Below are 15,234 nucleotides of genomic sequence, written 5' to 3' on the forward strand. Positions count from 1 at the left end.
ATCACCGTCATGCAAAGCTTGAAAATCCTGCTGCTTGGTGTGGCCATTGGATCGGCGACCGGCCTCCCAGCCGCAGCCTCCTCGTCGGCCTGGTACAACAGCGAAGGCGGCAGGGTGAGGCTGGTGACGAGCGGCAAAGCCGACGAGGCCGGACGTCTCCAGGGCGTCCTCGACATTGCGCTGAAGCCCGGCTGGAAAACCTATTGGCGCGATCCGGGCGATGCGGGCGTGCCGCCACAGATCGACGTCTCGGCCAGCACCAACATTGCCGACGCGACGCTTTTGTTTCCGCCGCCGCAGCGCCATGACGACGGCTATGGCAAATGGGCCGGCTACGACCACCCGGTTTCGTTGCCGGTGACGTTCACGCTTGCCGCGCCCGGCCAGCCGGCCGTCATCGATGCGGACATTTTCCTCGGCATCTGCGAAACCATCTGCATCCCTGTGCAGACAAGACTGACCGTCGATCCCGGCGCCGATCCGGACAACGCCGAGGACGCGGCACTGGTCAAGGCAGGCCTTGCCGCCCTGCCCGCCACGGCAACGCCCGATTTCGGCATAAACGTACTGCCGGGCGACCACGAAACGCTGATTGTCGAAGCGAGCTTTCCGGGCAGCCCCGAGGGCGCCGACTTCTTCGTTGCCGGCGAACGCGACTACATGTTCGGTGCCCCGGCACGCAGCGAAAAGGATGGCAAGCTGATCTTTACTGTGCCGATCCTCGATAGGCCGTCGACAACGCCAACCGATGGCGGCCTGCACTACACGCTGACAAGTGCCGCAGGCGCGGTCGAAGGCCTGTTGCCATTCCCGTGATGCCAACGTCTGGACGGTTGCCGGGCGCGCCTTAATTCGCTATCGCAAGGACACTCCCTTCCATTTCCAAACGAGGACCATCATGACGATCTCCGTTGGCGACAAACTGCCCGATGCGACCTTCAAGACAATGACCGCCGACGGTGCAAAGCCGATCACGACGGGCGAGATATTCTCAGGAAAGACGGTGGTGCTGTTTGGCGTTCCAGGCGCTTTCACGCCGACCTGCAGCAACAATCATCTGCCCGGCTACCTGGACAATTACGACGCCATCCTGGCGCGCGGCGTCGACACTATCGCCGTTGTCTCGGTCAACGATGTTCACGTCATGGGGGCTTGGGCCCGCTTCAGCGGCGGTGAAGGCAAAATCCTTTATCTTGCCGATGGCAATGGCGATTTCGCCAAATCGGTCGGCCTCGACGCCGACCTCTCCAGCGGCGGCATGGGGCTGCGCTCGAAGCGTTTTTCGATGATCGTCGAGGACGGCAAGGTCACCGCACTCAATGTCGAGACAAAGCCCGGCGTCGATGAGTCCGGTGCGGCTCACATTCTCGGACAGCTTTCCGTCCTGGCGACAGCTTAGGCCTGGGACGGCGGCGGGGCGCCTTCTAGCGCTCAACGTCCAAAGGACGCTGACTTTTGCATCGGCGCATGATCCTTCCGAAAGCCGACCCGGTTTTCGGGGCCATGTGTCGGCCCTTCGGGACTGCTTGCTTTTGGGGACCTCGATTATGTCTGACATCTTGTGGCGCAGCGTCGCGATCGGCATCGGCGCAACCGCGCTTATGGATGTCTGGGCGATTTTCCTGAGCAAGGCCTTTGCCCAACCGCGGCCGAACTGGGGGCTGGTCGGCCGCTGGGTCTGGCATCTCCGGGAAGGCAAGGTCTTCCATGACGACATTGGCAAGGCCTCGCCCTACCCGCATGAATCAGTACTTGGCTGGGCCTTTCATTATGCTGTCGGCATCGTCTACGGCATCATACTGGTCGTGCTGGCCGGGACGGCCTGGCTCACCGCGCCGACCTTCCTGCCGGCCTTTATCCTCGGCATCGTCACCGTCGGCGCCGGGTGGTTTCTGCTGGCGCCCGGCATGGGCGCCGGCTGGGCCGCTTCGAAGCGGCCCAATCCGATGCAGGTCCGCGCCCTCAATCTTGTGTCGCATACGGTGTTTGCCATCGGACTGTTCGGCACCGCCCTCCTGATCCGCTGACACGCCAGTTCAACCGGATCAATAACTCTGGGTCGAGCGCCGAACCTTCTTGGCCGCCGATTGCCTGGACTGGGTGCCTTCCTTCGGCGGCTCGGACGCGAGCACGGGTTTCGCCGACTTCGTCTTGAATGGCGCCATGCCGAGCCGCGCCAATTCGTCGGCGCGCTCGTTCTCAGGATGGCCGGCATGGCCCTTGACCCAATGCCAGGTGACCTGATGGCGGTTGCGCGCCGCGTCGAGCTGCTGCCACAGCTCGGCATTCTTCACCGGCTGCCGGGCGGCGGTCTTCCAGCCGTTGCGCTTCCAGCCATCGATCCAACCGAAAATGCCGTCCTTGACGTAGTTGCTGTCGGTATAAAGGTCGACGACGCAAGGCTCCTTGAGCGCGTTGAGCGCCGAGATCGCCGCCAACAACTCCATGCGGTTGTTGGTGGTCAGAGCCTCGCCACCATGGAGCTCCTTGATGGCGCCGTTGAAGCGCAGGATTGCGCCCCAGCCGCCAGGCCCGGGATTGCCCGAACAGGCACCATCGGTGAAGATTTCAACGCGCTTGGTCATGTCAGTCCATATTCGGAAGGAGAGTTGATCGCCCGGTGGAAGCGCATCCGGCGAATATACTCGGTCGGGTCGCGTTTCATCACCAGCCCGCCGTCCGGAACCGTCAGCCAGTCGTAGAGCCGGGTCAGCATGAAGCGCAGCGCCGAGCCGCGCGCCAGCATCGGCAGCGCAGCTTTCTCGTCACTGCTCAACGGCCGCACGCTTTGGTAGCCGGCAAGCAGCGCCGTGCCCTTGGTCAGATTGAAGGAAAAATCCTTCTCGAAGCACCAGGCGTTCAGGCACGTGGCAACGTCATAGGCGTAGAGGTCGTTGCAGGCGAAATAGAAGTCGATCAGCCCGGACAGTTTCTCGCCGAGGAAGAACACATTGTCCGGGAAAAGATCGGCATGGATGATGCCTTGCGGCAGACCGTCCGGCCAGTTCCGTTCGAAATCGGCGAAATCGGCATCGACCTCGGCCGCCAGTCCCGGCTCGACCTCGTCGGCGCGGGCGCGGGCGGCATTCCACAGCTTGCGCCAGCCATCGATGGCAAGCGCGTTGGGGCGGGTCATCGGAAAATCCGCGCCGGCGAGATGCAGTGCCGCCAGCGCCTTGCCGACCTCGCCGCAATGCGCAGCCGTCGGCCGCCGCAGCGACAGGCCTTCGAGAAAGGTGATGATGACCGCCGGCCGACCGGCAAGTGTTCCGATCACACCGCCATCATGTGCGGTGACCGGGAGCGGACACGAAATGCCCTTTCTGGCGAGGTGAGCCATAAGGCCGAGAAAGAACGGCAGGTCAGCCTTGTCGACGCGCTTCTCGTAAAGCGTCAGGATGTAGGAGCCGCTGCTGGTGTGCAGCAGAAAATTCGAGTTTTCGGTGCCTTCGGCGATGCCCTTGTAGGACAGGAGGTCGCCGACCGGATAGTTCTTGAGGAATGCGCCGAGCTCGCCCTCGTTGACGTCGGTATAGACCGCCATCGTTGTTACGCGGCCCCGTTGACGAAGGCCATGTCGGCAGCCGTCAGTTCGACATCGCGCAACACCCGCATCACCGGAAAGTCCTCCGTCTCCGTCGCCGTTACGGCCAGCTCGATGGTCACGTCGAAGCGCTGCCTGAACGCATCGACGATCTCGTCGACGATAATCTCCGGCGCCGAGGCGCCCGCCGACAGGCCGAGCGTCGAAATGCCGGCAATCTCATTCCACGGAATTTCGGACGCGCGCTGCACGAGAAGCGACATCGAGGCGCCGGCGCGCTCGGCCACTTCGACCAGGCGCCGCGAGTTGGAGGAGTTAGGTGCGCCGACAACGAGGAAGAGATCGGCGCCGGCCGCTGTTTCCTTGACCGCTTCCTGGCGATTGGTGGTGGCATAACAGATCGATTCCGCCGCCGGCGCGTGCAGCTCGGGAAAACGCTGCTGCAGGGCGCGAATGATACCGGCGGTGTCCTCGACCGACAGCGTCGTCTGGGTCACGAAGCCGAGCGCCTGCGGGTCTGCAGGCACGAAGCTTGCGGCGTCGGCTTCGGTCTCGATCAGAGTGACCGCGCCATCCGGCAACTGGCCCATTGTGCCGATCACCTCGGGATGCCCGGCATGGCCGATCAAAAGCACGTGGCGGCCAAGCCGCTGATGGCGCATTGCCTGCTTGTGGACTTTCGAAACCAGCGGGCAAGTCGCGTCGAGATAGAAGAGGTTGCGCGACTGGGCGTCGGCCGGCACCGATTTCGGCACGCCATGCGCCGAAAAGACGACCGGGCTCTGGCGATGCTCGGGCGGGATTTCGGAGAGCTCCTCGATGAACACCGCGCCGAGGCTTTGCAGCCCTTCGACGACGTAGCGGTTGTGCACGATCTCGTGGCGGACATAGACCGGCGCGCCGTATTTCTTCAGCGCCAGCACGACGATCTGGATGGCACGGTCGACGCCGGCACAGAAACCGCGCGGCTGGCAAAGCCGGATGGTCAGCGGTGGCTTTGTGTGAAGCATGATTGCATCTTACGCTGATTGTAGGCCGGTTGATCGGACTGTGACTTCTGAGCTCTAGGCGCGAAATGAGGTGCGCGGCCCTGCCCTGTCAATGGTAGTGGCGGCGATCATTGGTCTTTCGCCGGGCGGCGGAGCCAGGAGATAAGGACACCGGCAAGGGCGGCGGCAAGGCCGTACCAGGTTATCGCATATTGCAGATGGCTGTTCGGCAGGTCGATGACGGTGACGCCGCCGACCGGCAGCCCGCCGGGGTTGGGCGTGGCGTTCGCATCGATGAAGATCGGCACCAGCGCCGCACCTGCCGGCAGGCCGGCGCTCGAGGCCATCGCATCACGATCCTTCCAGTAGAAGATGTTCTTCTGCGGATCATTGTCGGGAAGCATCATCGAGGGCCTGGCCGGCAGCGGGTTGCGGGCGAGCCCCGTCACCGTCACTTCGCCCGTTACCTGCCCCTGCGGCCGCTTGGCTGGGTCCTTGAAATCGTAAGGCACGAAGCCGCGGTTGATCAGTACGAAACGGCCATCGTCGAGTTGCAGCGGCGTGAAGACATCGAAACCGGACTGGCCTTCCCAGGTGGCGAGGAAATGCCGCTCGCCTTGATGCAGGAAAGTGCCGGTCACCGTTACCGGCGTGTAGTCCACGTCGCGGGTGGCAGCAAACCGCTTTTCGACCTCGGCCAATGGCACGGGCGCCGAATGCGTGCGCTGGTCTATCGTCTCGAGAAGGCCCTCTTTCCAGTGCAGGCGCTGAACCTGCCAGGTGCCGAGCGCCAGCAGGATCAAAAACACGATGATACCCAGGCCGAGCGCCAATGCGCGCTTGGGCCGCGACCGGCCGGCCACCAAACCTGATGCCTCGCTCATTCGCCGCGGTCCAGTCGGCCCTCGGCCGCCTTGTTGCGGTATTGCAGCGTCAGCAGCACGCCCTTGATCAGCCGGAGCGCCGCCAGGCAAAGCACCAGCGTCAGCGGAATCCACAGCAACAGATGCAGCCAGAGCGGCGGATTGAGCGTCACCTCCGTCCACAACGCCAGGCCGACGACGATGAAGCCGATGATCAGGATAACGAACACCGCCGGCCCGTCGCCGGCATCGGCGAAGGAATAATCGAGGCCGCAATTGGTGCAGCGATTGCCAACCGTGAGGAATCCAGAAAACAGCTTGCCCTCGCCGCAGCGCGGGCAGCGGCCATGCAGGCCGGCCGAGATCGGGTCGATTGGTGGCCAGATCGCCTTGTCGTCGCTCATCGGATCATCCTAGGAGCATTTGCCGCAAAAGATAAGGCGGCCACGTCGCCGCAGCCGCCTTGTCGACTTCCTCAGGTCGATCTCAATGCGGTTCGATCATCGCGCCGTTCGATGCCCAGACGTAGATCGAGGCAAACAGGAACAGCCACACCACGTCGACGAAGTGCCAGTACCAGGCGGCGGCCTCGAAGCCGAAATGCTGCTTGGGCGTGAAGTCGCCCTTCATGGCGCGGATCAGGCAGACCAACAGGAAGATCGTGCCGATGATGACGTGGAAGCCGTGGAAGCCGGTCGCCATGAAGAAGGTGGCGCCGTAGATCGAATCCCTGAAGCCGAACGGCGCGTGCATGTACTCGTAGGCCTGCACCATGGTGAACAGCATGCCGAGGCCGACGGTCAGCACCAAGCCATTGATCAGGCCTTTGCGGTCGCCGTGGATGAGCGAGTGATGCGCCCATGTCACCGTGGTCCCCGACAGAAGCAGGATGACGGTGTTGTAGAGCGGCAGATGGAAGGGGTCGAGAACTTCGATGCCCTTGGGCGGCCAGACGCCGCCGGTGAAGGCGGTGCGGGCGTATTGATGGACCTCGCCCGGAAACAGGCTGGCGTCGAAGAAGGCCCAGAACCAGGCGACGAAGAACATCACCTCGGAGGCAATGAACATGATCATGCCGTAGCGCAGATGCAGCGACACGACGCGGGTGTGGCGACCCTCATGCGCCTCCTTGATGGTGTCGGACCACCAAGCGAACATCGTGTAGATGACGATCAAAAGGCCAATGAAGAACAGCCACGGATTGGCAATGTTGAAACCGAAGATCGGGAAATCGCCGCCCTTGAGATACTGCATGTAACAGACGCCGCCGATCGCGGTCACCAGTGCCCCGACGGAGCCCAGGAAAGGCCACGGGCTCGGGTCGACGAGATGATAGTCATGCTGTGGTTTTGCGTGTGCGTCTGCCATATCAACCCCCGAGGCTTGCTTCGGTATCTGAAATCTTGTTGCGGCGGCCGTCGGCCGGCACCGATGATGCGACCGGCTTGGTCTTGTCGACCGGGAACATCGTGTAGGACAGGGTAATCGTCCTCAAATCCTTCAATTCCGGCGCGTTGACGATGTCGGGATCGACATAGAACACGACCGGCATGTCCAGCGTCTCGCCCGGCTTCAGCGTCGTGTCGGTGAAGCAGAAACACTCGACCTTGTTGAAGTAAGGTCCGGCCAGTTCAGGCTGTACATTGAAGGTGGCGCGTCCGGTGATGGGCCGGCTGAATTCGTTCGTCGCGCTGAAATGCGCCTCGGCGGTCTCGCCGATCTTGATGGTGATCGAGCGGTCGACCGGCTGGAATTGCCAGGGAACGCCGGCGGTGTTGGCATCAAAGCGGATGGTGATGTCGCGGTCGAGCACCCGATCGGCATATTGCTGGGTCGCCCGTTTGACGGTGCCGCCGTAGCCTGTCGCCTGGCAGAACATCGCATAGAGCGGCACCGCGGCGTAGGCCATGCCGATCATGCCGCCGAAAAACGCGATGCAGACGGCAGCGACGACGCGGTTCGTATTCTTCTTCGTAGGATCGGTGACTGTTTGCCTGGTCATCGTCAGCTCACATCGAGCCAGGGAAACTGTGGCCAAATTTCACGATGGTCGCGACGTAGAATATGACGACCAGCGCCGCCAGCGCGAAACCGATTGCGGCCGAGCGATTGCGGCGCGCCTTCTGCTGACGGTCGGTCAGCGTGACCAGTTCAAGCTTCTTTTCGGCCATGCTCATGCTCCGCCGATGGTCAGCGCGCGCGCGACGACGCAATCGCCAAGGTAGGTGGCGAAGATAGCGAAGAGATAAAGCAGCGAATAGCCGAACAAGGCCTTGGCCGGCTTCATCGCCCTGTCGTCATCGGCCATTTGCAGCACCTTCCACGCATACCAGACGAAGCCGGCGCCGAGCAGCAATGCAACGACGCCATAGGCCGGCGTGGTGAAGCCAAGAACCCATGGCAGCACGCCAACCGGCGCGAGGACCAGCGCATAGGCAAAGATCTGGCACCTGGTCGCGGGATGGCCGGCGACGTTCGGCATCATCGGAATGCCTGCCTTGGCGTAGTCCTCCGACTTGAACAGCGCGAGCGCCCAGAAATGCGGTGGCGTCCACAGGAAGATGATCAGGAACAGTACCAAGCTTTCGAGGCTGACCGATCCGGTTACCGCCGCCCAGCCGATGACCGGCGGAATGGCGCCGGCAGCACCGCCGATGACGATGTTCTGCGGCGTCCAGCGCTTCAGCCACATCGTATAGATGACGGCATAGAAAAAGATGGTGAAGGCCAGAAGCGATGCGGCCAACCAGTTGACCAGCACGCCGAGCGTCATCACCGACAGAACCGACAGCACCAGCCCGAAACTCAATGCCTCGCCTGGCCGGATGCGGCCGGCCGGCACGGGACGGCGGGCGGTGCGCGTCATCACCGCATCGATGTCTGCGTCGTACCACATGTTGAGCGCACCGGACGCGCCAGCACCAATGGCAATAGCCAGGATCGCGATCACCGCCAGCAGCGGATTGATGGTCACCGGGGCGGCGACCATGCCGACAAACGCGGTGAACACCACCAGCGACATGACGCGCGGCTTCAGCAGGGCGAAGAAATCGCCCGCCGTCGCTTCCGACATGCGGAAGCCTGGCTCGTCAATCAGTCTGTCTTCGGCAAGGGCCATGCGTACTTAACGTCCATCATTCCGTTGGCCAAAACCGCCGGTCGGCCGGCGGTTCCGTATTAAAGGAGGCAACCGCCTACTTGATCTTCGGCAACTGTTCCCACTGGTGGAACGGCGGCGGCGAAGGCAGCTGCCATTCCAGCGTGGTCGCTCCCTCGCCCCAAGGATTGGCGCCGGCGACACGCTTCTTCTGGAACGCCTCGAAGACGCCGAACAGGAAGATGACGACGCCGACAGCCGAGATGTAGGAGCCGTAGGACGACACCATATTCCAGCCGGCGAAGGCATCCGGATAGTCGATATAGCGACGCGGCATACCGGAAAGGCCGAGGAAGTGCTGCGGGAAAAAGACCAGGTTGACGCCGACGAAAGTGACCCAGAAGTGGGTGTTGGCGATCACCGGCGAATACATGTAGCCGGTCATTTTCGGGAACCAGTAGTACCAGCCGGCGAAGATGGCGAAGACCGCGCCCAGCGACAGCACGTAGTGAAAGTGCGCGACCACGAAATAGGTGTCGTGCAGCGGGCGGTCGAGGCCGGCATTGGCCAGCTGCACGCCGGTGACGCCGCCAACAGTGAACAGGAAGATGAAGCCGATCGCCCACAGCATCGGCGTCTTGAGCGAAATCGACCCGCCCCACATGGTGGCGATCCACGAAAAGATCTTCACACCCGTCGGCACCGCGATGACCATGGTGGCAAAGACGAAATAGCGCTGTGTGTCGAGTGACAGGCCCGTCGTGTACATGTGGTGGGCCCAGACGATGAAGCCCACCGCGCCGATGGCAACCATCGCATAGGCCATGCCTAGATAACCGAACACCGGCTTCCTCGAAAAGGTCGAGATGATGTGGCTGATGATGCCGAAACCCGGGAGGATCAGAATGTAGACCTCCGGATGGCCGAAAAACCAGAACAGGTGCTGGAACAGGATTGGATCGCCGCCGCCGTCCGGGGCGAAGAAGGTGGTGCCGAAATTGCGGTCGGTCAACAGCATGGTGATGCCGCCGGCCAACACTGGAAGCGACAGAAGCAGCAGGAAGGCGGTGATCAACACCGACCAGGCGAACAGCGGCATCTTGTGCATGGTCATGCCGGGCGCGCGCATGTTGAAGATGGTGGTGATGAAGTTGATGGCGCCAAGAATCGAGGAGGCGCCGGCGATGTGGATTGAAAGGATCGCCAGGTCCATGGCCGGTCCGGGCTGGCCCGATGTCGATAGCGGCGGATAAAGCGTCCAGCCGCCGCCGACGCCGTAGGCGCCGGGCGCACTCGGGACGAAGGCCGAGATAATCAGCAGGATGAAAGCCGGCGGCAGCAGCCAGAACGAGACGTTGTTCATGCGCGGGAAGGCCATGTCCGGCGCGCCGATCATGATCGGCACCATCCAGTTGGCAAAACCGCCTATCAGCGCCGGCATCACCATGAAGAAGATCATGATCAGCGCATGCGCGGTGGTGAAAGCATTGTACATGCTCTTGCCGCCGTCGATGGCGGCGTCACCATTCATGCCGTAGACCATCTGCGCCAGGCCAGTGAATATCTGGATGCCCGGCTCCTGCAATTCCATGCGCATGACGACCGACAAGGCCCCACCGATGCAGCCCGCCATGATCGCGAAGATCAGATAAAGCGTGCCAATGTCCTTGTGGTTGGTCGAATACACCCACCGGACCCAGCCATGATACGGCTTGTGGTCGTGGTCGTCGTGAACTGCAGCGTCTGCCATGATCGGCTCCGTTCCCTGAATCTTTTCTGGTCGCGGCATCAGTTGCCGGCGGCCGCTACCTTGTTCGTGCCATCGACCTCGGCCATCAGCGCCTTGTTGGCGCCGGGAAGGTCGGTCTTGGCTGCCGCCAGCCAGGTCTTGTATTGCGCATCGGAGACGACGCGAATAGCGATCGGCATGAAGGCGTGGTCCTTGCCGCAGAGTTCCGAGCACTGGCCATAATAGAGGCCTTCCTTGTCGGCCTTGAACCATACCTCGTTGATGCGGCCCGGCACTGCATCGGTCTTGATGCCGAAGGACGGCATGGCAAACGCGTGAATGACGTCGGTCGCCGTCACCAGCACCCGGGTCATGGTGTTGACCGGCACCACCATCTCATTGTCGACGGCGAGCAGGCGCGGATACGCGGCGCGATCTTCCTTGCCGGCAGCAGCCCTGTCGGCATCCTGAAGGATCGCGGAATTGAAGGAAAGCGTATTGTCGACCTGGTATTCGTAGTCCCAGTTCCACTGATTTCCGGTCGCCTTGACGGTCAGCTTGGCTTCTTCCGGCGGCGTGTACTGCGCGGTCAGCAGCTGGAACGAGGGAATGGCGAGACAGAGCAGGATGACGACGGGACCGACAGTCCAGATGACCTCGATCAGCGTGTTGTGGCTGGTGCGCGACGGGGTCGGGTTGACGCTCGCCCGGAACCGCAAAATGCAGTAGGCGATCAGGAAAAGCACCAAGGCGGTGATCACAATGATGAACGCGAACGAGTAGTTCCCGAACCACTCGATCTGCCTCATAATGTCGGTCGCCGGAGGCTGAAAACTGGTTTCCCAAGGTTGGGGCTGGGCTGCACGAGCCGATGCAGCGGCAAACAACGTGGCGGCGGCACTAGCTACGATTTTGGCGGTTGCCAGGAATTTTCTCATCGCCCTCGTCATCTCCCAGTTCCTCGCGATCGGACCGCAAGAATGTCGAACAATGCCGGGACGGGAATCCCGGACAATTCAAGGCTGGTTCAAACCATACTCTATTTGCCTCCGCAAGAAAGGAGCGCCGGAACCCGTGCGGCATTTTTGCGCGCAAGCGCGGCGCTGGCTTCGTGCGGTGACGGCTCGCCGCGAATCACCAGAGCGACATCCGAGTAGAATGAGCCGCGCGGCGCGCGGAACCGTCGCAATTAGGGCGAAATTGGCGCGGAAAAGCGCATTGTCGCCTGTGTCGGGGCAGATCGCCGGGGTCTCGTCCTTTACTTGGGTTTAGTGCGGCTTAAAGTGCCGTGATTCGCAATGGAGCCGTCATGAACCCTTGGCTTTCGAGAACCTTGGCGAAGGTCATCCTTGTTGCCGCCGCAATAGCCTTGCCCGGCGCCGGCTTGGCCAATGCCGCGCAGCCAAGCGGCACCGTGAAGTCGACGCATGGGGCGTGGTCGATCATCTGCGATACGCCGGCCGGTGCTACGTCCGAACAATGCGTGATGATGCAGAACGTCGTCGCCGAGGACCGCCCGGAAATGGGTCTTTCCGTAGTCGTGCTGCGTACAGCCGACAATAAGGCCGAAATCCTTCGCGTGCTGGCGCCGCTCGGCGTGCTGTTGCCCAACGGGCTCGGCCTCAATGTCGACGGCAAGGATATCGGCCGCGCCTATTTCGTGCGCTGTTTCCAGGACGGCTGCTACGCCGAGGTCATCCTGGAAAAGCCGCTGCTCGACACGCTGAAGACCGGTACGTCCGCCACCTTCATCGTCTTCCAGACGCCGGAAGAGGGTATCGGCATTCCCGTCGACCTCAAGGGTTTCGCCGACGGCTTTGCCGCCCTGCCTTGAGGCTGCACGTTGACGCTGAAACTGCTCGATGCGGACGACTTCGAGATATTCAGGCGAATTCGCCTGGAGGCTTTGCGCGCTGCGCCCGAAGCCTTCGCCAGCAGCGCAGCGGAATGGGAGCAACTTCCCGACGAGGAATGGCGGCGGCGCCTGACGAACAACCTGGTTGTCGTCAGCTTTCGGAGCGGGGAACCTGTCGGCATAATGGGCCTGATGCGCCAGCCGGCCAGCAAGATGGCGCACCGCGCGACGATCGTCATGGTCTATTTGCGCGGCAGCGAGCGTGGCGGCGGATACGCCGTCAAGATGCTCAATCTGCTGCTCGATCACGCCCGAGCATTGGGCATAAGGCAGGTCGAGCTGGCTGTAAGTGCTGAAAATCCAGCGGCCATACGATTCTATCAACGAGAAGGTTTTCACGAAGTAGGCTGCATACCGGCCGGCTTTCTTCATGAAGGCAGGGAGATCGACGAAATCATGATGGCACGCCGCTTGACTTAGGTCGTGGTGTTCCACCGTGAAGTTGCCGAACGGCGCCCAGGCGCCTACATGCCGTAAATTACTTCTCAAGAGGCCAGCGCCATGAACAGCCTGATCGGCCAATTCGACATTTCCGACGATCGCATCAAGCAGATCGTCGCCGAGACTATAAACGGCGCCGACGACGGTGAACTGTTTCTCGAATACAGCGAAAGCGAAGCGCTGATGTTCGACAATGGCAAGCTGAAGACCGCCAATTTCAACACCGACCAGGGTTTTGGCCTGCGCGCAGTCGCCGGCGAGGCCAGCGGCTACGCCCATTCCAGTGATCTCTCCGAAGCCTCGCTGCTGCGCGCCGCCGACGCGGTTTCGACGGTGAAGAGCGGCTATTCCGGCAGGCTTGCTGCGGCTCCCGCCCGCACCAACCGCCATCTCTACGGTGACGGAAACCCTATCCCCTCGCCTTCCTTCGAGACCAAGGCCAAGCTGCTTCAGGAAATCGATGCCTGGCTGCGATCGGAGGACCCGCGCGTCCGGCAGGTGACGGCGTCGCTCGCCGCCTCTTGGCAGCATGTCGAGATCGTGCGCGCTGATGGCCAGATGGTCCGCGACATCCGCCCGCTGGTCAGGATCAACGTGTCGGTGGTGGTCGGCGACGGTGACCGCCAGGAGAGCGGCTCCTACGGCATGGGCGGGCGCAAGGATTTTGGCGAGTTCCTGATCGAGGACAGCTGGAAGCATGCGGCCAAGGAGGCGCTGCGGCAAGCACTGGTCAATCTCGAAGCGGTTCCCGCGCCTGCCGGCACTTTCGACATCGTGCTGTCGAGCGGCTGGCCGGGCGTCATGCTGCACGAGGCCGTCGGCCACGGGCTGGAAGGCGATTTCAACCGCAAGAAGACGTCTGCCTTCGCCGGCCTGCTTGGCCAGCAGGTGGCGGCGAAAGGCGTCACCGTCGTCGACGACGGCACCATTCCCGAACGGCGTGGTTCGCTGACCGTCGACGATGAAGGCACGCCTTCTGCCCACAACGTGTTGATCGACGATGGCAAGCTGGTCGGTTACATGCAGGACCGCCAGAACGCGCGTCTGATGGGCATGAAAGCCACCGGCAACGGGCGGCGCCAAGGTTACGCACACGAGCCGATGCCGCGCATGACCAACACCTACATGACCGCAGGCGACATGGAGCCGGAGGAAATCATTGCCTCGGTCAAGAACGGCATCTATGCCGTGTCGTTCGGCGGCGGCCAGGTCGACATCACTTCGGGCAAGTTCGTGTTCGGTTGCACCGAGGCCTACATGATCGAGAACGGCAAGGTAACGCAGCCGATCAAGGGCGCCATGCTGATCGGCAACGGGCCGGATGCCATGCATCGTGTGGCGATGATCGGTAACGACATGACGCTCGACACCGGCATCGGCATGTGCGGCAAGGCCGGACAGGGCGTGCCGGTCGGCGTCGGCCAGCCGCATCTCAGGATGAACCAGATGACGGTCGGCGGCACCAGGGTTTGATGCGGCCGGCGGTCCGGCATCGCTGTTTCGAACACCCTGTCCGTCCTGTCGTCCCATTGAGCTATTCGAGCCTTGAATTGGGCGCGATCTTCACTTATCTTACGTTCGTCTTACATCCAGAGGAGCGCCATCATGGCTGCCGCGGAAAAGCTCGTGACCACCGTCTCGACCAAGGGACAGGTCATCCTGCCCAGTTCGATCCGGAAACGGAGAGAATGGGACGCCGGCACACGCCTTCTGGTCGAAGATACCCCGGAGGGAGTGCTACTGAAGCCTGCGCCAGTCTTCGCCGAGACGCGGCCAGAGGACGTGTTTGGATCGCTGCGCTATAGCGGCAGACCGAAGACGTTGGAAGAAATGGACGCGGGCGTGCTCGCCGAAGCGCGGCGGCGCCATGCTCGCGATTGATACCAACCTGATCGTCCGCTACCTGACGGACGATCACCCGACTCAGTCTTCCCGCGCCCGCGCGTTGATCGATAGCCAGCCAGTCTTTGTCGCCGTCACGGTAATGCTGGAGGTCGAGTGGGTGTTGCGCAGCGCCTACGGTTTGGCACCGCTCGAAATCGCCCGCACGCTACGGGCGTTTAGCGGGCTCCCTACGGTAGAGGTGGAAGACGGGACGGTCGTGTCGTCCGCGCTCGACCTCTCGGAAAGGGGATTGGATTTCGCTGATGCGCTGCATCTGGGCAAATCTGCTCACTGCGTTGGCTTCGCGACTTTTGATCGTAAGTTCGTCACGGCAGCGCAGGCGGCTGGATATGACGGCGTGCAAGAAGCATAGCAGTTTATGGCCACCCAGCCTGGCATGAAGGCGACCGTTCAGGCATAGATACCGGAACGAGCGGCCTGCAGGTAAGCGAGAACCTTATCCGTCTTGCCTTCGCGAACCAGATCATAGGCGGTCTTTCCCACCCAGCCGGGATCGGCTGATGTTTGAACCAGATCGCTGCACGCACTTGATCGCCGGTCATCTCGCCGGCCGTCGCCAGAATACGAATGATGGGGCTCAATGCGGCGTCGACCTTGCGCGCTCCGGTCTTAGCGGCAAACGTGTCGCGGGCGATGCCGCTCAGGCCCGCCAGTTCCCGAGCAGTTCAGCCATCCGCTTCGACGAGAGAAACGGCGTCCGCTCCTCGCCGCAGCGCGATGCCGAAATATCAAAGGCTTTGGCTCATTATAA

19 protein-coding genes and 1 pseudogene are annotated in these 15,234 nt (G+C 62.1%); 8 read left to right on the forward strand and 12 right to left on the reverse strand.

Annotation, left to right across the window (positions count from 1 at the left end; translation table 11 throughout):
- The first annotated feature begins 9 nt into the window (after nucleotides 1-9).
- From NKH80_RS04390 to NKH80_RS04400, 3 genes are all read left to right on the forward strand, one after another.
- Nucleotides 10-816, forward strand: coding sequence for a protein-disulfide reductase DsbD domain-containing protein (locus NKH80_RS04390; protein ID WP_352989895.1), 807 nt, complete (start codon nucleotides 10-12; stop codon nucleotides 814-816).
- 82 nt (nucleotides 817-898) lie between these two features.
- Nucleotides 899-1,399, forward strand: coding sequence for a peroxiredoxin (locus NKH80_RS04395; RefSeq protein ID WP_352688974.1), 501 nt, complete (start codon nucleotides 899-901; stop codon nucleotides 1,397-1,399).
- Between the two features lie 148 nt (nucleotides 1,400-1,547).
- Nucleotides 1,548-2,027, forward strand: coding sequence for a DUF2938 domain-containing protein (locus tag NKH80_RS04400; protein WP_352880371.1), 480 nt, complete (start codon nucleotides 1,548-1,550; stop codon nucleotides 2,025-2,027).
- 18 nt (nucleotides 2,028-2,045) lie between these two features.
- Here the strand turns inward: NKH80_RS04400 and rnhA are convergent, their stop codons facing one another.
- The 11 genes from rnhA to coxB all read right to left on the reverse strand — a co-directional run bounded on the left by rnhA (nucleotide 2,046) and on the right by coxB (nucleotide 11,160).
- A complete protein-coding gene (rnhA, locus tag NKH80_RS04405) occupies nucleotides 2,046-2,585 on the reverse strand; it encodes a ribonuclease HI (protein ID WP_352701603.1) in 540 nt (179 codons plus the stop codon).
- Nucleotides 2,582-3,544 (reverse strand): homoserine kinase, encoded by a 963-nt coding sequence (locus NKH80_RS04410; RefSeq protein ID WP_352645925.1) that lies wholly within the window; start codon nucleotides 3,542-3,544, stop codon nucleotides 2,582-2,584. The genes rnhA and NKH80_RS04410 overlap by 4 nt, the downstream gene beginning before the upstream one ends.
- 5 nt (nucleotides 3,545-3,549) lie before the next feature.
- Nucleotides 3,550-4,554, reverse strand: coding sequence for a 4-hydroxy-3-methylbut-2-enyl diphosphate reductase (gene ispH, locus NKH80_RS04415; RefSeq protein ID WP_254818458.1), 1,005 nt, complete (start codon nucleotides 4,552-4,554; stop codon nucleotides 3,550-3,552).
- 107 nt (nucleotides 4,555-4,661) lie between these two features.
- Nucleotides 4,662-5,417: an SURF1 family protein gene (locus NKH80_RS04420; RefSeq protein ID WP_352880373.1), complete on the reverse strand. Its 756-nt coding sequence runs from the start codon at nucleotides 5,415-5,417 to the stop codon at nucleotides 4,662-4,664.
- Nucleotides 5,414-5,800, reverse strand: a complete 387-nt coding sequence (locus NKH80_RS04425) for a DUF983 domain-containing protein (protein ID WP_352645920.1) — start codon at nucleotides 5,798-5,800, stop codon at nucleotides 5,414-5,416. The genes NKH80_RS04420 and NKH80_RS04425 overlap by 4 nt, the downstream gene beginning before the upstream one ends.
- Before the next feature lie 82 nt (nucleotides 5,801-5,882).
- The gene (locus NKH80_RS04430; protein WP_254818455.1) at nucleotides 5,883-6,764 is read right to left on the reverse strand and encodes a cytochrome c oxidase subunit 3; all 882 of its coding nucleotides are present in this window, start codon (nucleotides 6,762-6,764) and stop codon (nucleotides 5,883-5,885) included.
- Between the two features lies 1 nt (nucleotide 6,765).
- Nucleotides 6,766-7,398, reverse strand: a complete 633-nt coding sequence (locus NKH80_RS04435; protein WP_352989900.1) for a cytochrome c oxidase assembly protein — start codon at nucleotides 7,396-7,398, stop codon at nucleotides 6,766-6,768.
- A 7-nt stretch (nucleotides 7,399-7,405) separates the two neighbouring features.
- Entirely contained in the window at nucleotides 7,406-7,573 is a 168-nt protein-coding gene (locus NKH80_RS04440) for a cytochrome c oxidase system small membrane protein (RefSeq protein ID WP_502895604.1), read from the reverse strand.
- Entirely contained in the window at nucleotides 7,570-8,514 is a 945-nt protein-coding gene (locus tag NKH80_RS04445) for a heme o synthase (protein ID WP_352989903.1), read from the reverse strand. Before NKH80_RS04445 ends, NKH80_RS04440 begins: the two co-directional genes overlap by 4 nt.
- 76 nt (nucleotides 8,515-8,590) lie before the next feature.
- Nucleotides 8,591-10,243: a cytochrome c oxidase subunit I gene (ctaD, locus tag NKH80_RS04450; RefSeq protein WP_352476671.1), complete on the reverse strand. Its 1,653-nt coding sequence runs from the start codon at nucleotides 10,241-10,243 to the stop codon at nucleotides 8,591-8,593.
- A 38-nt stretch (nucleotides 10,244-10,281) separates the two neighbouring features.
- A complete protein-coding gene (gene coxB, locus NKH80_RS04455; protein ID WP_352701609.1) occupies nucleotides 10,282-11,160 on the reverse strand; it encodes a cytochrome c oxidase subunit II in 879 nt (292 codons plus the stop codon).
- 371 nt (nucleotides 11,161-11,531) lie between these two features.
- Here coxB and NKH80_RS04460 point away from each other — a divergent pair, with 371 nt between their 5' ends.
- From NKH80_RS04460 to NKH80_RS04480, 5 genes are all read left to right on the forward strand, one after another.
- Entirely contained in the window at nucleotides 11,532-12,056 is a 525-nt protein-coding gene (locus NKH80_RS04460; RefSeq protein WP_254818452.1) for an invasion associated locus B family protein, read from the forward strand.
- Between the two features lie 9 nt (nucleotides 12,057-12,065).
- Nucleotides 12,066-12,557, forward strand: coding sequence for a GNAT family N-acetyltransferase (locus tag NKH80_RS04465; RefSeq protein WP_352505215.1), 492 nt, complete (start codon nucleotides 12,066-12,068; stop codon nucleotides 12,555-12,557).
- Between the two features lie 81 nt (nucleotides 12,558-12,638).
- Entirely contained in the window at nucleotides 12,639-14,051 is a 1,413-nt protein-coding gene (gene tldD, locus NKH80_RS04470) for a metalloprotease TldD (protein WP_352505216.1), read from the forward strand.
- 132 nt (nucleotides 14,052-14,183) lie between these two features.
- Nucleotides 14,184-14,459 carry an AbrB/MazE/SpoVT family DNA-binding domain-containing protein gene (locus NKH80_RS04475; protein ID WP_254818449.1) on the forward strand — a complete coding sequence of 92 codons (276 nt, stop codon included), beginning with the start codon at nucleotides 14,184-14,186 and terminating at the stop codon, nucleotides 14,457-14,459.
- Complete coding sequence (locus tag NKH80_RS04480; RefSeq protein WP_352505217.1) at nucleotides 14,446-14,835, forward strand: type II toxin-antitoxin system VapC family toxin; 390 nt, start codon at nucleotides 14,446-14,448, stop codon at nucleotides 14,833-14,835. The genes NKH80_RS04475 and NKH80_RS04480 overlap by 14 nt, the downstream gene beginning before the upstream one ends.
- A gap of 38 nt (nucleotides 14,836-14,873) precedes the next feature.
- Here the strand turns inward: NKH80_RS04480 and NKH80_RS04485 are convergent.
- A pseudogene (locus tag NKH80_RS04485) lies at nucleotides 14,874-15,210 on the reverse strand (antitoxin Xre/MbcA/ParS toxin-binding domain-containing protein).
- Between the last annotated feature and the right edge of the window lie 24 nt (nucleotides 15,211-15,234).

This window comes from Mesorhizobium sp. M0904, assembly GCF_040319475.1.
Lineage (GTDB): Bacteria > Pseudomonadota > Alphaproteobacteria > Rhizobiales > Rhizobiaceae > Mesorhizobium.

Coding starts and splice junctions, on each gene's coding strand:
- NKH80_RS04390 (WP_352989895.1), top strand. CDS start 10: ATGCAAAGCTTGAAAATCCTGCTGCTTGGTGTGGCCATTGGATCGGCG.
- NKH80_RS04395 (WP_352688974.1), top strand. CDS start 899: ATGACGATCTCCGTTGGCGACAAACTGCCCGATGCGACCTTCAAGACA.
- NKH80_RS04400 (WP_352880371.1), top strand. CDS start 1,548: ATGTCTGACATCTTGTGGCGCAGCGTCGCGATCGGCATCGGCGCAACC.
- rnhA (WP_352701603.1), bottom strand. CDS start 2,585: ATGACCAAGCGCGTTGAAATCTTCACCGATGGTGCCTGTTCGGGCAAT.
- NKH80_RS04410 (WP_352645925.1), bottom strand. CDS start 3,544: ATGGCGGTCTATACCGACGTCAACGAGGGCGAGCTCGGCGCATTCCTC.
- ispH (WP_254818458.1), bottom strand. CDS start 4,554: ATGCTTCACACAAAGCCACCGCTGACCATCCGGCTTTGCCAGCCGCGC.
- NKH80_RS04420 (WP_352880373.1), bottom strand. CDS start 5,417: ATGAGCGAGGCATCAGGTTTGGTGGCCGGCCGGTCGCGGCCCAAGCGC.
- NKH80_RS04425 (WP_352645920.1), bottom strand. CDS start 5,800: ATGAGCGACGACAAGGCGATCTGGCCACCAATCGACCCGATCTCGGCC.
- NKH80_RS04430 (WP_254818455.1), bottom strand. CDS start 6,764: ATGGCAGACGCACACGCAAAACCACAGCATGACTATCATCTCGTCGAC.
- NKH80_RS04435 (WP_352989900.1), bottom strand. CDS start 7,398: ATGACCAGGCAAACAGTCACCGATCCTACGAAGAAGAATACGAACCGC.
- NKH80_RS04440 (WP_502895604.1), bottom strand. CDS start 7,573: ATGAGCATGGCCGAAAAGAAGCTTGAACTGGTCACGCTGACCGACCGT.
- NKH80_RS04445 (WP_352989903.1), bottom strand. CDS start 8,514: ATGGCCCTTGCCGAAGACAGACTGATTGACGAGCCAGGCTTCCGCATG.
- ctaD (WP_352476671.1), bottom strand. CDS start 10,243: ATGGCAGACGCTGCAGTTCACGACGACCACGACCACAAGCCGTATCAT.
- coxB (WP_352701609.1), bottom strand. CDS start 11,160: ATGAGAAAATTCCTGGCAACCGCCAAAATCGTAGCTAGTGCCGCCGCC.
- NKH80_RS04460 (WP_254818452.1), top strand. CDS start 11,532: ATGAACCCTTGGCTTTCGAGAACCTTGGCGAAGGTCATCCTTGTTGCC.
- tldD (WP_352505216.1), top strand. CDS start 12,639: ATGAACAGCCTGATCGGCCAATTCGACATTTCCGACGATCGCATCAAG.
- NKH80_RS04475 (WP_254818449.1), top strand. CDS start 14,184: ATGGCTGCCGCGGAAAAGCTCGTGACCACCGTCTCGACCAAGGGACAG.
- NKH80_RS04480 (WP_352505217.1), top strand. CDS start 14,446: ATGCTCGCGATTGATACCAACCTGATCGTCCGCTACCTGACGGACGAT.